Source organism: Pseudomonas sp. BNK-30, from assembly GCF_047456185.1.
Lineage (GTDB): Bacteria > Pseudomonadota > Gammaproteobacteria > Pseudomonadales > Pseudomonadaceae > Aquipseudomonas > Aquipseudomonas putida_E.
Genome location: NZ_CP179904.1, coordinates 5,418,429 through 5,433,322 on the forward strand (window position 1 = coordinate 5,418,429; position 14,894 = coordinate 5,433,322).

General features: G+C 64.3%; 11 protein-coding genes. 3 read left to right on the plus strand and 8 right to left on the minus strand.

The window, feature by feature from the left end; all coding sequences use genetic code 11:
* Positions 1-15: 15 nt before the first annotated feature.
* Positions 16-1,353, minus strand: a complete 1,338-nt coding sequence (locus ACMGGN_RS25145; protein ID WP_046787851.1) for an MATE family efflux transporter — start codon at positions 1,351-1,353, stop codon at positions 16-18.
* A gap of 133 nt (positions 1,354-1,486) precedes the next feature.
* On the opposite strand from ACMGGN_RS25145, the gene ACMGGN_RS25150 reads away from it, so the two are divergent.
* Positions 1,487-6,388 (plus strand): alpha-2-macroglobulin family protein, encoded by a 4,902-nt coding sequence (locus ACMGGN_RS25150; RefSeq protein ID WP_251962430.1) that lies wholly within the window; start codon positions 1,487-1,489, stop codon positions 6,386-6,388.
* 147 nt (positions 6,389-6,535) lie between these two features.
* On the opposite strand, the gene ACMGGN_RS25155 is transcribed toward ACMGGN_RS25150, so the two are convergent.
* On the minus strand, positions 6,536-6,829 hold the full coding sequence (locus ACMGGN_RS25155; protein ID WP_012316393.1) for a hypothetical protein: 294 nt from the start codon (positions 6,827-6,829) through the stop codon (positions 6,536-6,538).
* Positions 6,830-6,906: 77 nt separating this feature from the next.
* Between ACMGGN_RS25155 and pbpC the strand changes: the two genes are divergently transcribed.
* Together pbpC and ACMGGN_RS25165 are read left to right on the plus strand one after the other, a co-directional pair.
* Positions 6,907-9,261 (plus strand): peptidoglycan glycosyltransferase PbpC, encoded by a 2,355-nt coding sequence (gene pbpC, locus ACMGGN_RS25160; protein ID WP_115273807.1) that lies wholly within the window; start codon positions 6,907-6,909, stop codon positions 9,259-9,261.
* 92 nt (positions 9,262-9,353) lie between these two features.
* Positions 9,354-11,012, plus strand: a complete 1,659-nt coding sequence (locus ACMGGN_RS25165) for a ShlB/FhaC/HecB family hemolysin secretion/activation protein (RefSeq protein WP_251962431.1) — start codon at positions 9,354-9,356, stop codon at positions 11,010-11,012.
* Between the two features lie 62 nt (positions 11,013-11,074).
* On the opposite strand, the gene ACMGGN_RS25170 is transcribed toward ACMGGN_RS25165, so the two are convergent.
* From ACMGGN_RS25170 to ACMGGN_RS25195, 6 genes are all read right to left on the minus strand, one after another.
* Positions 11,075-11,857 (minus strand): response regulator transcription factor, encoded by a 783-nt coding sequence (locus ACMGGN_RS25170; RefSeq protein ID WP_217433399.1) that lies wholly within the window; start codon positions 11,855-11,857, stop codon positions 11,075-11,077.
* Positions 11,858-11,970: 113 nt separating this feature from the next.
* Positions 11,971-12,441, minus strand: a complete 471-nt coding sequence (locus ACMGGN_RS25175) for an A24 family peptidase (protein WP_039602427.1) — start codon at positions 12,439-12,441, stop codon at positions 11,971-11,973.
* Positions 12,442-12,534: 93 nt separating this feature from the next.
* A complete protein-coding gene (locus ACMGGN_RS25180) occupies positions 12,535-13,104 on the minus strand; it encodes a DUF4136 domain-containing protein (RefSeq protein ID WP_174142009.1) in 570 nt (189 codons plus the stop codon).
* Positions 13,105-13,123: 19 nt separating this feature from the next.
* Positions 13,124-13,759 (minus strand): DUF4136 domain-containing protein, encoded by a 636-nt coding sequence (locus tag ACMGGN_RS25185; RefSeq protein WP_115273810.1) that lies wholly within the window; start codon positions 13,757-13,759, stop codon positions 13,124-13,126.
* Between the two features lie 21 nt (positions 13,760-13,780).
* On the minus strand, positions 13,781-14,530 hold the full coding sequence (locus tag ACMGGN_RS25190) for a methyltransferase domain-containing protein (protein WP_012316386.1): 750 nt from the start codon (positions 14,528-14,530) through the stop codon (positions 13,781-13,783).
* Complete coding sequence (locus ACMGGN_RS25195; protein ID WP_414156353.1) at positions 14,527-14,832, minus strand: MazG-like family protein; 306 nt, start codon at positions 14,830-14,832, stop codon at positions 14,527-14,529. The genes ACMGGN_RS25190 and ACMGGN_RS25195 overlap by 4 nt, the downstream gene beginning before the upstream one ends.
* Positions 14,833-14,894 lie beyond the last annotated feature (62 nt).

Consider the following 14,894-nt stretch of genomic DNA (forward strand, 5'->3'; position numbering starts at 1 on the left):
AAGGCAGCCCCAGCATCAGTGAATCCACAGTCCTTTTCGTTGCAGGCGCCAACCCACCCATCCCAACGTCACCGCCCGCAACGCCATGAACCCGAGAAACGCCAACCACAGCCCGTGGTTGCCAAAGCCACTCATGGCCCACGCCAGCGGCAATGCAACCAGCACCGAAACCAGCATTGCATTGCGCATCTCCCGCGCCCGCGTGGCACCGATGAACAGGCCGTCCAGCAAGTAACTCCACACCGCTACCAATGGCAGTACCGCCAGGTACGGCAGGTACGGATAGGCGGCCGCGCGTACACTCTCGATATCGGTCTGCAGGTCGATGAACAAATGCCCGGCCAGCAGGAACAGCCCGGCAAAACCCAGACTGGTAATCAATGACCATCCACAGGCCACCACCAGCGAGCGGCGCAGGGTGTCGCGATCGCGGGCGCCAATGGCATGGCCGCACAGGGCTTCCACCGCATGCGCCAGGCCGTCGAGGGCGTAGGCGGTGAGCAGCAGGCCGTTGAGCAGCAGTGCATTGGCCGCCACCGTGGCCTCGCCCAGTCGCGCGCCTTGCACGGTGATCAGCAGGAACACCAGCTGCAAGGCCAGGCTGCGCAGGAAGATATCGCGGTTGACCGATAGCAACGGCCGCCAGGCTTGCCAGCGCCTGAGTGCCGCCCAGGCGATATGCCCGGGGTAGGCGCGCAGGGCAGGGCGGGTCAGGGCCAGGCCAAGCAGTGCCGCCGCCCACTCGGCGATCACCGACGCCCGCGCCGACCCCAGCACACCCCAATCCAGGCCAAGAACGAACCATAGGTTGAGGCCGATGTTCAGCAGGTTGGTGGTCAGCAATATGGCAAGCGGTGCTCGGGCGTTCTGGGTGCCGAGGAACCAGCCGACCAGCGCGTAGCTGGCCAGCGCCGCCGGCAGGCCGAGCAGGCGGGTATGGAAGAAGGCCTCGGTCGACTGCTGCAAGGCTTGGCTCGGTTGCATCGCGTGCAGCGCCAGTTGGCTGAAGGGCAGGGCGAGCAGGCCGATGAGCAGGGCAAAGCCCACCGCCAGCAGCAGGCCTTGCACCAGGACCTGGCGCAGCGCAGCACCGTCGGCACGCCCCGCGGCCTGGGCAGCGAAGCCGGTGGAGCCCATGCGCAGGAAGCCCATCAGGCCGACCATGAAAGTGAACAGCGTGGCACCCACCGCCACCGCGCCAAGCTGATGGGCGTGGGGCAGGTGACCGATGACCGTGCTGTCTACCAGGGCCACCAAGGGCACCGAGATGTTGGACAAAATCATCGGTGCGGCCAGGGCCCAGACTTTGCGGTGGGTGAGGCGGTGCTGCCAGTCGGTGGCAATTTGCGACATTTGAGTTCCTGGGAAAACAGGCCCGCATAGCGGCCCTTCTGGATCGATAGGCCGCATTCTAACGGCCAGCCACCTGCCGTTGCGCTATAGTTGCTGCCTTCACGCATACGCTGCCGATTAGAGTCCCCACTCCATGTTCAACAAAGGATTGTTGCTGGCCTGCGCGCTGGCCCTGCTCAGTGCCTGTGATTCCTCCACGCCAGACAAACCTGCCGCCACCGAAAAACCGGCGGCAAGCACCCCGGCCGAATCTGCTGCGCCCAAGCGCCAGGACCCTGCCGAACTCGCCAAACGCTACGAAGGCCGTGAGCTCAGCGTACTGGATGTTTCGGAAGTGCAGCTCGACGGCGCCAGTGCCCTCTCGGTCAGTTTTTCCGCACCGCTGGACGCAAAGCAGGACTTCGCTGCCAAGCTGCATCTGGTCGATACCGTCAAAGGCAAGGTCGACGGTGCCTGGGAGCTTGCCGACAACCAGATGGAACTGCGCCTGCGTCACCTCGAGCCGCAGCGCAAGCTTGTGTTGACCGTCGACAAGGGCCTGCTGGCTGTCAACGGCAAGCAGCTGGAAAGCGAGTCGGTGACCCGCCTGGAAACCCGCGACATGCAGCCGACCATCGGCTTCGCCAGCCGTGGCTCGCTGCTGCCTACGCGGCTGGCCGAGGGCCTGCCGGTGATTGCCCTGAACGTCGACAAGGTCGATGTCGAGTTTTTCCGGGTCAAGCCGGACATGCTCTCGACCTTCCTGGTCAACTGGGGCCGCAACAGCAGCCTCTACTACTACCAGTCCAAGGAAACCCTGGCCCTGGCCGACCTGGTCTACAGCGGCCGGTTCGACCTCAACCCGGCGCGCAATACCCGTGAGACCGTGCTGCTGCCGATCGCCGGGATCAAGCCGCTGCAGGAGCCGGGCGTATACCTGGCAGTGATGCGCGCGTCAGGAACCTACGATTATTCGCAGCCGGCGACGCTGTTCACCCTCAGCGATATCGGCGTCTCGGCCCACCGCTATCGCGACCGTCTTGACGTGTTTGCCCAGGCCCTGGAGGGCGGCAAGGCGCTCAACCAGGTAAACCTCGAACTTCATGACGACAAGGGCAAGCTGCTGGCCCAGGCCAAGACCGATGGCCAAGGCCATGCCCAGCTGCCGCTCACGGCCAAGGCCGATACCCTGATCGCGACCCAGGGTGTGCATACCACACTGCTACGCCTGAACACTGCAGCGCTGGACCTGGCCGAATTCGACATCACCGGCCCGCAGGCAAACCCGCTGCAGTTCTTCATCTTTGGCCCGCGCGACCTGTATCGCCCGGGTGAGACGGTGCTGCTCAACGGCCTGTTGCGCGACCAGGATGGCAAGCCGGTAAAGGCCCAGCCGGTCAGTGTGGAGGTACGCCGCCCGGATGAGCAGGTCAGCCGCAAGTTTGTCTGGGAGGCCGATGCCAACGGCCTTTATCAGTACCAGTTGCAACTGGCTACAGAAGCACCGACCGGTCGTTGGCAACTGCTGCTCGACCTTGGCGGGGGGCGCAAGCAGGTCTATGAGTTCCTCGTCGAAGACTTCCTTCCTGAACGCCTGGCGCTTGAACTGAAGGGCAGCAGCACACCGCTCTCGCCCGAAGAAACGGCGCAGGTCCAGGTCAATGGCCGGTACCTCTACGGTGCGCCAGCGGCGGGCAATCGCCTGAGCGGCCAGGCGTACGTGCGCCCCCTGCGCGAAGCGGTACCTGCTTTGCCGGGTTATCAGTTTGGTTCGGTCACCGAAACCGAGCTGAACCAAGACCTGGAGCTGGATGAAGTGACCCTCGATCAGGCTGGCAAGGCCGTGGTCGATATCGAAAGCCGCTGGGCCGAAGCGCGCTCGCCGCTGCAGTTGACCGTGCAGGCCAGCTTGCAGGAGTCCGGTGGCCGACCGATCACCCGTCGTCTCGAACAACCGATCTGGCCCGCCGACCGCCTGCCTGGCCTGCGTGGCGTGTTCGAGGGCGAGGAAACCGACAGCGACGGCCCGGTGGAATTCGAGTTCCTGGTGGCCGACCGAGACGGCAACAAGCTCGCTGCAAGCGACCTCAAGGTACGGCTGATCCGAGAGCGCCGCGATTACTACTGGAACTACTCGCAAAGCGACGGCTGGAGCTACAACTACAACGAAAAATTCCTCACTCAGAGCGAGCAAAGCGTCAACGTACAAGCGGGCTCGACTGCCAAGCTGACCTTCCAGGTCGAGTGGGGGCCTTACCGCGTCGAGGTGGAAGACCCACAGACTGGCCTGGTGTCCAGCGAACGCTTCTGGGCGGGGTATCGCGCCCAGGACAATGCCGAAGGCGGCGCAGTGCGCCCCGACCAGGTCAAGCTGGCGCTGGACCAGCCGGCTTACGCTGATGGCGCTACTGCCAAGGTCACGGTAACCCCGCCAGCTGCCGGCAATGGCTACCTGATGATCGAATCCAGCGATGGCCCGCTGTGGTGGCAGGAGATCGACGTCCCCGCCGAAGGCAAGACCTTCGATGTGCAACTGGACAAGCAGTGGGCTCGCCACGACCTGTACATCAGTGCCTTGGTGATCCGCCCGGGTGAGCGCAAGGCCAATGCCACGCCCAAGCGTGCCGTCGGTGTGCTACACCTGCCGCTGGGCCGCGCCGAGCGCAAGCTGGCGGTCAGCCTGCAGGCACCGGAAAAAATGCGCCCCAAGCAACCCCTGACGGTCAGAATCAAGGCCACCAATGCCGATGGCAGTATTCCCAAACAGGCCCATGTGCTGTTGTCTGCTGTGGATGTGGGCATTCTCAACATCACCGACTTCAAGACCCCTGACCCATACGCCAGCCTGTTCGGCCGCAAGGCCTATGGCGCCGACCAGCTGGACATCTATGGCCAACTGATCGAAGCCGGTCAGGGGCGCCTGGCCAGCCTGGCCTTCGGCGGTGACGCAGCCATGGCCAAGGGGGGCAAGCGCCCCAACACCACGGTCACCATCGTTGCCCGGCAGAGTGTTCCGGTGACCCTGAACGAGCAGGGCGAGGGCGAGGCGAGCGTCGATATTCCCGACTTCAATGGCGAACTGCGGTTGATGGCCCAGGCCTGGACCGAGGACCACTTCGGCATGGCCGAGGGCAAGACCGTGGTGGCGGCCCCGCTGATTGCCGAACTCTCGGCGCCGCGCTTCCTTGCCGGTGGCGACCGCACCAGCCTGGCGCTGGACCTGGTCAACCTTTCCGGCCTGGCCCAGCAGCTGACTGTCGATATCAGCACCGAGGGGCAGGTGAGCCTGGCAATGAGCGCCCAGCAGCGTGTTGCCCTGGCCGAGGGCCAGCGCACCACCCTGATGATCCCGGTGCAGGCGCAGGGTGGCTTGGGCCAGGGCAAGGTGCATGTACGGGTCAATGGCCTGCAGTTGCCGGGCGAGCCGCTGAACACCTTCGAGCGTGAATGGACGCTGGGCGTACGCCCCGCGTACCCGGCCGTGCTCAAGCATTACCGCGTGGCTCTCAAGGACCAGCCCTGGACGCTGCCTGAAGCCGACCTGGCAGCATTCGAACCGGCCGGGCTGGAAGCCAGCCTGGCGTTGTCGAGCCGCCCGCCACTGAACCTGGCCGAGCAGATCCGTGCCCTCGAAGCCTACCCCTACGGTTGCCTGGAACAGACCACCAGCGGCCTGTACCCCTCGCTGTACGCCGATGCGCAGAGCCTCAAGCGCCTGGGGATCAAAGGCGAGCCGGCCGAGGTGCGCAAGCGCAAGATCGAAATGGGCATCGAACACCTGCTGGGGATGCAGCGCTACAACGGCAGCTTCGGCCTGTGGAGTTCTGACAGCGAGGAGGAGTACTGGCTGACCGCCTATGTCACCGACTTCCTGCTCAGGGCCCGGGACCAAGGCTATGGTGTGCCGGCCGAGGCGCTGAAGAAAGCCAATGAACGCCTGCTGCGCTACTTGCAGGAGCGTAACCTGATCGAGGTCGACTACAGCGAGAACGCCGAACACACCCGCTTTGCCGTGCAGGCCTACGCTGCGCTGGTACTTTCGCGCAGCCAGCAGGCTCCGCTGGGGGCCTTGCGCAGCCTGTTCGAACGGCGCGCCGATGCGCGCTCCGGCCTGCCGCTGGTACAACTGGCCGTGGCGCTGGACAAGATGGGCGACAAGCCGCGTTCGCAGGAGGCATTGCAAGCAGGCCTGGGTATCAGCCGCAGCAAAGGCTGGATGGCCGATTACGGCAGCAGCCTGCGTGACCAGGCATTGATCCTGGCGTTGCTGCAGGAGAGTGATCTGGCCAGCAACCAGGTCGATCAGCGGTTGTTCGCGCTGTCTGATGAGCTGGCCGCCAACCGTTGGCTGTCGACGCAGGAGCGTAATGCGCTGTACCTGGCCGGGCGTGGCTTGCTCGATAAGCCTGAGAGCCCGTGGAAGGCGCGCCTGGACAGTGCCGGTGAGGTGCGGGAGTTCAGCAATGGCGACGCTGGCATGAAGCTCGAAGGCCCACTGTTGGCCTCGCCGCTGAGTGTGCAGAACGAAGGTAGTGAAACTGTCTACCAGCAACTGACCCTCTCGGGCTATCCACGTCAGGCGCCTGCCGCAGGCGGCAACGGCATGGAGATCCGCCGTGAATACCTGGGCATGAACGGCCAGGTACTGGACCTGCACAACGTGCGCAGCGGCGACCTGGTGCTGGTGCATCTGGCGCTCAAGGCCACGGAGCGAGTTCCGGATGCGCTGGTGGTCGACCTGTTGCCGGCGGGCCTGGAGCTGGAGAACCAGAACCTGGCGCAGAGCGCTGCCAGCCTGAACAATGCCAGCAGCGCAGTGAAGCAGTGGCGTGAGTCGATGCAAAACGCCAGCGTGGTGCATCAGGAATACCGTGATGACCGGTATGTGGCGGCGCTCAAGCTCGACGGCTATGGCACCACTCACCTGTTGTATCTGGCGCGAGCGGTGACCCCGGGCACCTACCGTATACCGCCGCCGCAAGTGGAGTCGATGTACCGGCCGAACCTGCAGGCGGTGGGCGATGGGCAGGGTGAGATGACGGTCAAATCAAGGTAGGGCATGCTGCTCTTTTGTAGGAGCGGCCTTGCGTCGCGAAAGGGCCTCATAGAGGCCCCAGACCAGCAACTGTGGTGAACAACGTTTTTGCGGCCGCTGCGCGCCCGATCGCGACGCAAGGCCGCTCCTACAATTGACGGTGCACGCTCAATGGATCACCCAGCTCATCACCCACAACCCCAGCACCAGCCAGATGATCCCGAGGATGATCGAGGCGCGCATGAAGGCGCGGATTGCCGAGTACAGCAGCAGCAGGCCGACGATCAGGGCAAGGATGCTGACCAGTGAGGTGTCCATGCCCAGTGTGCGCGCAAGGCCATCAATGAAGTTGCCCCCGGCGTTGGCCAGCAGGTTGAACAGGCCGCTCAAGGCGTCGACGATGAAGCGGATCAACGAACCCAGTGCCTGGCCAAGCCACTCGAAAAAACCTTCTACATGCATAGTTGCTTCCTGATGTACGAATCGGCGAGGTTGCCGTCCCCAAGCCTTTGGCCATCACCTGGCCCGGTCGGTTCCCGATGCCTAGCTTAGCGCGACCGCGCACCCGAGCGGCAAGGATCCTGCGCGCCAGCGTGGTGGCGCTGGTGGGTATCGCCGGCCTGTTGTGGCTGGCTGACCGTATCTGGCCATTGCCCATGCCGGCAGATGATCTGGCGCGGGTCGTGCTGGCCGAAGACGGCACGCCCTTGTGGCGCTTCGCCGATGCCGAGGGCGTGTGGCGCTACCCGGTCAGCCCCAAAGAGGTTTCGCCTTTGTACCTGCAGGCGCTGCTGACCTATGAGGACCGCTGGTTCTACCACCACCCAGGGGTCAACCCGCTGGCGCTGGTGCGCGCGGCATGGCTGAACGTGCGCGGCGGGCGGGTTGTTTCAGGTGGCAGCACGCTGTCGATGCAGGTTGCGCGTTTACTCGACCCGCACGAACGCACGCTGGCAGGCAAGCTGCGGCAACTGTGGCGTACGGCGCAGCTGGAATGGCACCTGTCCAAGCACGAGATTCTGCAGATCTACCTCAATCGCGCACCCTTCGGTGGCACCTTGCAGGGCGTGGCGGCGGCCAGTTGGGCCTACCTCGGCAAATCGCCGATGCACCTCACGCCTGCCGAAGCGGCGCTGCTGGCAGTGCTGCCCCAGGCACCCAGCCGGTTGCGCCCCGACCGTCACCCCGCACGCGCCCAGCGTGCGCGGGACAAGGTGCTGCAGCGCCTGGACGAGTATCAGGTGTGGCCTGCCTGGCAGATCAAGGAAGCTGCCGAAGAGCCGTTATTGCTGGCCCCGCGTAAGGAGCCAGCCTTGGCACCGCTGCTGGCGCGCCGCCTGAACACTCCCGGCAGCCCGCCGTTGATCCGCACCACGCTCGATGCCTCGTTGCAGCGGCGCCTCGAGGACCTGCTGCTGGGCTGGCGTGCCCGCTTGCCGGAACGTACCTCCGCGGCCGTGCTGGTGGTGGATGCGCAGAGCATGGCCGTGCGTGCCTACCTGGGTTCGATCGACCTTGCCGATGAGCGCCGTTTCGGCCACGTCGACATGGTCCACTCGCTGCGTTCACCGGGCTCGACCCTCAAGCCGTTTCTCTATGGCATGGCCCTGGACGACGGCCTGATCCATTCCGAATCGCTGCTGCAGGATGTACCGCGCCGCTATGGCGATTACCGGCCTGGCAACTTCTCGATGGGTTTCAGCGGCCCGGTCTCGGCCAGTTCGGCGCTGGCCTTGTCGCTCAACCTGCCGGCGGTGCAGTTGCTCGAAGCGTATGGGCCCAAGCGCTTTGCTGCGCAACTGCGCATGGCCGGCATGCCGCTGGCGCTGCCGCCATTGGCCGAGCCTAATCTGTCGTTGATCCTCGGTGGCGCAGGCAGCCGCCTGGAGGAGCTGGTGGGTGGTTATGCGGCATTGGCCCGTGGCGGCAACAGTGCACGGGTGCGTCTGCAACCGCAGGATCCGCTGCTGGAGCGGCGTCTGCTGTCACCGGGGGCGGCGTGGATCATCCGCCGTATTCTCAGCGGCCAGGCGCGGCCGGACCGTGACCCGCACGCGCAGTTGGTGCAACGCCCGCATTTGGCCTGGAAAACGGGTACCAGCTATGGCTTTCGTGATGCCTGGTCGATCGGCGTCGGGCCGCGTTATCTGATTGGCGTGTGGATTGGCCGGCCCGACGGCACCCCAGTGCCCGGCCAGTTCGGCCTGGCTTCGGCGGCGCCGCTGATGCTGCAGATTCACGACCTGCTGACCAACCGTGACAGCCAGCGGGGCCTTGGCGTGCCGGTCGAACAGGTGCCCGCCAGCATTGGCGTGGCCGCGATCTGCTGGCCGCTGGGCCAGCCCATGAACCGGCAAGACCCCAACTGCAGGCGCCAGCGCTTTGCCTGGACACTCGACGGCACCACCCCGCCGACCCTGCAGGCAGCCGATCAACCGCTTGGGCTGGGTTTGCGTGAGCAGGTCTGGGTCAACGCGCAGGGGCTGCGGGTGGATGGCTCGTGCCCAGGTGCCCACGCTCGCGATGTCGCCCTTTGGCCGGCCCCGCTCGAGCCTTGGCTGGCGCGGGTCGAGCGGCGTGCGGCGCGGCTGCCGGCGGTGGACCCAAGCTGCCCGCCGCAGGTACCTGCCACGGCACCGCCCCTGTCCATCGTCGGTGTACGCCCAGGCGACAACCTGCGCCGCCCGGCCACCAGCAGCGAGCCGTTGCAACTGCAGGTTTCGGCCCTGGGTGGGGGTGGGCGGCGCTGGTGGTTCCTCAACGGCCAGCCCCTTGGCCAGACCGAGGGCCAGGGCAGCATGCGGGTGCGCTTTGAGCAGGCCGGGCAGATCGAGCTCAGCGCACTCGATGAGAGCGGTGAAACCGCGCGGGTGGCGTTCCAGGTCAGCGATTAGCCGTTCGACGTTTGCCGGGGCAGCACCTACGCTTGCTGGTGATGGGTGTGGCCGGCCGACGCCCCGGCGCCCAAGGGATCGTGGAGCGTCCTATGCGTCTTGCGGTCGTGCCCCTGTTACTGCTGACCTGGGCCAGCCTGGCCCTTGCCGAGCCGTTGCCGGCTTTTCTCGATACCCATGAATACGAGCGCCGGCTGCCCACCGCCAACCTGCCGGTAGATACCTATCGCCCCGTTACCCCGGCGCTGCATGTCGTGTTACCTGCTGCACCCGAGAGCTTGCCGTCAGATGCCCGATTCGTACTGCACAAGGTGCGCTTCGAGGGCGGTACGGTTTACCCGCTGAGTGAATTGCGTGAGCACTATCAAGCATTGATTGGGCACGAGATCTCCTTGGGTGATCTGCAGCAATTCACTGAGCGACTGACCCAGCGTTACCAGCATGATGGCTACCCGCTGTCGTATGCCTACCTGCCACCTCAGGACTTTGCCGATGGCCGTGTGCATGTGGTGCTGGTGGAAGGGTACATCCAGGGCTATGAACTGCTGGGTGATATCGGCCCGCCCGCGCTCTACCTCAAGCAGGTGACAGGACGCCTGCTGGCCGAGCGGCCACTGACCCAGGAAGCGCTCGAGCGCTATGTCGGCGCGGTGCAGCGGCTACCGGGTATCAATGTGAAGGCTGAAGTGGCGGTGGGGCCCGCCCCTGAAGACGCGAACCGTCTGAAAATACGTGCGTGGCGCAGGCCAGTTGATGCTGGCGTGACCCTGAGTGACGGCAGCCGCGGGGACCTGCAGGCGCTGTTCAAAATCTCCAGCAATGGCCAGACACGCTTTGCCGAGCAACTGACTGCGAGCTTTCTGCTGCCGGCCGGTGACGAATACGTTGATTACCAGCGCCTGGATTACAGCCAGCCTCTGGACGCTCACGGCAACCAATTGCTGCTAGGCGCTGCACGGTACCGCAGTGAGCCGCGTACTCGTGTCCGGCTGGATGGCGGTGCCGACATCAATCAGCGCCTTGAGAGCGAGCGTTATTCTATTGGCCTCGGCCAGCCCCTGATGATTGCACCGAACGAATGGGTGAACGTGGCCGGGCGTTTTTATTCGGTCGGCGAGCACATTGAGTATCGGGCGGGCGGCTTACCCGAGTACGACACCTATGTTCGCGCGCTGTCATTCGAAGGCGACTGGCGCAAGGCAGATCCCGGTCGCCTGCGCATCGCCAGCGCCGGGGTCTATCAGGGTATGGATTATCTGGGGGCGCGTAGCGATGCGGACTACGACATGGACTTTCTGCGCTTTCGGATCGCCGGGCTGCAGAGCGACCAACTGTCTGAAAAGTGGCAGGGCGTCGTGTCGGCCGCAGTGCACTGGAGTGACTACAGGCTGCCCGACAGTGAGCGAGCGGTGTTTGGCGGGCAGCGTTTCGGCCGCGGCTACCCGAGCGACCAGGCCTCAGGTGACAAGGGCTGGGGTGTGGCTTACGAGCTCAACTACAGCATTATGGCTGGCCGTGCCTGGTTGCAACGGGTGCAGCCCTATGCGGTGCTCGATGCGGCGCACGCCTGGTACAACGGCGGGCCTTTCGAGGATGCGCACCTTAGTTCGGCAGCGCTGGGCGTGCGCCTGGCAGGCGGGCGATATGGCAATGTGGCGCTGGAGGTGGCCAAGCCGCTGGCGGATGTGGCACTGGACAGCCTGAACCGCCGGCCTCGGCTGATGCTGAGCGTCAGCTATCAGCTGGATTGAGCGTCGGGTCTTCAGGCCCTATCGGCGGCTGCCGGTGACAGGGCCTGTGAAGACCGTTTCACTCAATGGGTGGTGAACCGCTGGTGCACCGGCGACGAACTGGGTGTCAACGCAAGCGCCAGTTGCGTGCGGTTGTGCATATGGGTCAGTCGCAACACCTGCGAAACGTACAGTTTCACGGTGTTTTCGGTGATCCCGAGCTCGCAGGCAATCTGGTAGTTGGTCTTGCCTTTGCTCACCAGCCGGGCCACTTCCAGCTGGCGTGGTGAGAGCTTCTCGAACGCGGCGGGCAGATCGCTCTCGCCCTCTTCGACATCGCTGGCGCGGCGGTGGACGCCCTGGCCCCGCGCTTTCTCCAGGTCCTGGTAAAGCTCATCGATGCAGCCCGCCAGGTCTTGCAACCGTTTGTTGAGACTGCCCAGGTTCTGGAAGTTGGATTTGCGCTCCAGCAAAACCTGCTCCTGGCGACGCACGCCTTCCAGCAGTTCGTCGAGGTCAACGGGTTTTTGGTAGTAATCAGCGAAGCCTTCGCGCAGCGCACGAATCACGTCCTGCTTGTCGGCCCGGCCAGTGAGCATGATCGCTTCGAACACGCGCTGGCGCCCGGCAATTTCCTTCAACGCCCTCACCAGTTCAATGCCATCGCGCTCGGGCATGTGCAGGTCGCACAGCACCAGGCCAATGGATTCATCTGCCACATAGCGCTCGATGGCTTCGTCTGTTGAATGCGCGGCCACGCAATGGTGGCCCTGATTTTCGAGATACTCACACAACTGTTCGACGATCAGGGGCTGGTCATCGACCACCAGAACCTTCACCTCGCTGAATGACTTGTTCACGATCAACTCCCTGTTCCTAAGCGGCCCTGCTCCCGGGCCAGACGCTCTGGCAGCTTAACCATAGACGCTGCTTGCGAACCTGTACAACGCATGTACAAGTTATCGGACAACGGGACTGATTATTGGATCCATACCGCTGTGAGCAGAAAGCCGGCCAGCACATAAGGCACGAAGGCTTGTTTGTCGCCCATTTGTTCGGTGAGCGCCTGCAGCCGCTTCTTTACCTTGGGGTTGAACAGGGTCCACAGGCGGCGGCGAGTCAGCAGCCACAGCAACACGCTGACGCCGGCACCGATAAAGGTCCCCAGCACATACTGATGACTGGTCGCCAACGCCAGTGCGCCCATCAGCTTGACGTCGTCAGCGCCGAAGTGGCCGAGCATGTAGCCGGGCAAGGTCAATAGCATGACGATGGCCAATGCCCAGCCGGCATCGCTGGCGTCGGCGCCAATCCAGGTGTGGCCGGTGAAGAACAGCCAGATCAGCGCACAGGCTGCTACGCCCAAGGTCAGGACATCGGCGATCTGGCGTTCGCGAATATCCTGTTCAGTGCACAAGGCAAGCCACATCAGCAGAACAATGCTTTGCATTGGCAGGTCGATCCTTATTCGTTGAACACGTCTACCCGTTCAGCAGGTTTATCAACAGGGTAGACGCGATCTGACGAACGGGCTATGCCATGCTCATCTGGCCCTGCCTGGCGGGTAATTGCCCAGTACCTGGCCAACGGTCTTCTGGATGGCGCTGTTGCGTTCCTCAGGGCTGGGCGGGTAGTTGTTCATGATCTGCTCTGCACTGCCGCGCCAGACCAGCTTGCCGTCGCGGCCATCGAACATGTCGACCTGGATGGTCGCTACCTTGTAATCGACGCTACGGGTTTCGTTGTACATCGGCCCGCCCCAATAGCCACCCCAATAACCACCCCAGCCACCACCGTAGTTGGTGGTGATCTGCTGCTGGCGTTGTTCGACGATCAGGTAGGCACGCACAGTGACATCAGGTTGGGCATTGCCTTGTGCCGGGCGCAGGCCGCGCTGGTCGAGTTGGTCGGCGACGGCCTGGCGGATCCGCTGTTCGGTGAGGTCGCTCTTGATACGCGGGTCATCCGGGCGGTAGTGCAGGGCCGGCTCTTGCCATGCCCAGCTGCGGTACGCGGCAAAGTCTCGGCTGGCGTCGAAATCCTGCTGGACGTTGTTGCTGGAGCAGGCGGCAAGCAACAGCACGAATGACAGTAGAACGAAGCGACGCAACATGATGGTTCTCCGTTAGGCATTAACTGGGAGGATAGCCGCTGAGTGCCTTGTGTACCGATTCGCGCAATGCGCTTTCGCGGTCACGCGGCGAGCTTTTGTCACTGCCGCTTTCAGCGCTCGCGCTCCACACCGGCTGGCCGTTGCGGGCGTCGAACAGGTCGATGCGCACCACCATCACTTCAACTTCGTAAGTGCGTACGATCGGCACGCTGCCATAGGCGCCGTAACCGTTGCGGTAACCGCCGAAACCGACACCGCCGTAGGGGGACGGGCCGTAGTAGGGGTCGTAGTAGTCATAGTCGCGTACCTGGCGCAAACGCCGCTCCAGGCGCATGTCGGCACTGACCAGCAAGTCGCCGGTCGCGCCCCTGGCCGGGCGCAGTCCATGCTGGTCGAGGGCGCCACTGACGGCATCGGCTAGTTGCCCCGGGGCGGCGTCAGCAGTGCCGCTTGGCAACTGGCCGTCGCGCCAGCTCCAACTGCGGTAACGGCCATAGTCACGCGGTGGGGCCGGGTAGGCACTGGCGTCGAAGGTGCTGGCCGCCTGCGCGGGGGCCGGCGGCAAGGGGCGGCTGCTGGCAACGTACGGGTTGCTGCCCTGACAGGCGCTGAGGGCAAGCGGGAGCAAGGCCAGGCACAGCAGGCGGTACGGCATGAAATCCTCCCGGCGGGTGGTTCAGCGAGGGCGGCACATCCAGTGCAGGTAGCGGCCAAGCCCGGCAAAGCTCGGGTGGCGGCGGTGGGCCAGTTCCATTTCCAGCAGGTCGAGCATCTCGGCCTTGGCCTGGAATTCCCTGGGCATGTAGTCGTGGAAAACTCGCACGCCACTCTCGGTTTCGACCTGCCACAGAGGATCAAGTTGCACCTTGAGCTCACGTGGATCAAGCGGTTTCTGCGGGGTGAGGCTCTGTTTTTCACCTTCCAGGCGGTTGCTGCGCAACTTGCGGAAATGGCCCTTGAGCAGGTTGCGATAAACCAGCGCATCCCGGTTGTAGAAGGCCAGGGACAACCACCCGCCAGGTGCGGTCAGTTGGTGCAGCACTGGCAGGATGCTCTCTGGCTCGGCCAGCCATTCGAGCACGGCGTGGCACAGTACCAGGTCGTAGGGCTCGGTGAGCTGACCGAGCAGGTCCTGCCATGGCGCCTGGATGAACGTGGCGGTCTGGCCGGCATCGGCAAAGCGCGTGCGGGCACCTTCGAGCATGGGTGCGGCCGGCTCGGCCAGGGTCAGTTGGTGACCGCGCTCGGCCAGCCACAAAGCCATGTGGCCGAGCCCGGCACCGATGTCGAGCACCCGCAGCGGGCGGTCGGGGAGGGCGTCGGCCAGGTCGGCCTGCAGCACGGCCAGGCGGATCGCGCCTTTGGCGCCGCCGTAGATCTTCTCGGCGAAGCGAGTGGCCAGCTCATCGAAGTGACGGTCGTTCATCGGGCGAAGCGCCTTTCGGTGTCGGCCAGCTTGGCCCGTACCACCTGCTCCATGTCCAGGCCCAGTTCGCTGCACAGCAGCAGCAGGTAGAGAATGACGTCACCTACCTCTTGGCCGGCGTGGGCGAGCTTGTCCGTAGGCAGTTGGCGCGATTCGTCTTCGCTGAGCCATTGGAAGATTTCCACCAGCTCGGCCATTTCCACGCTGGCGGCCATGGCCAGGTTCTTCGGGCTGTGGAAGCCGCGCCAGTCGTTGTTGTCACGGATCTGGTGCAGGCGTTGAGTGAGTTCTTGCAGGTTCATTGCGGTTCTCCTAGTGCCGCATAGCTTCCGTGCAGCCCCAATGCAAAGCAAGAGGATTCAAG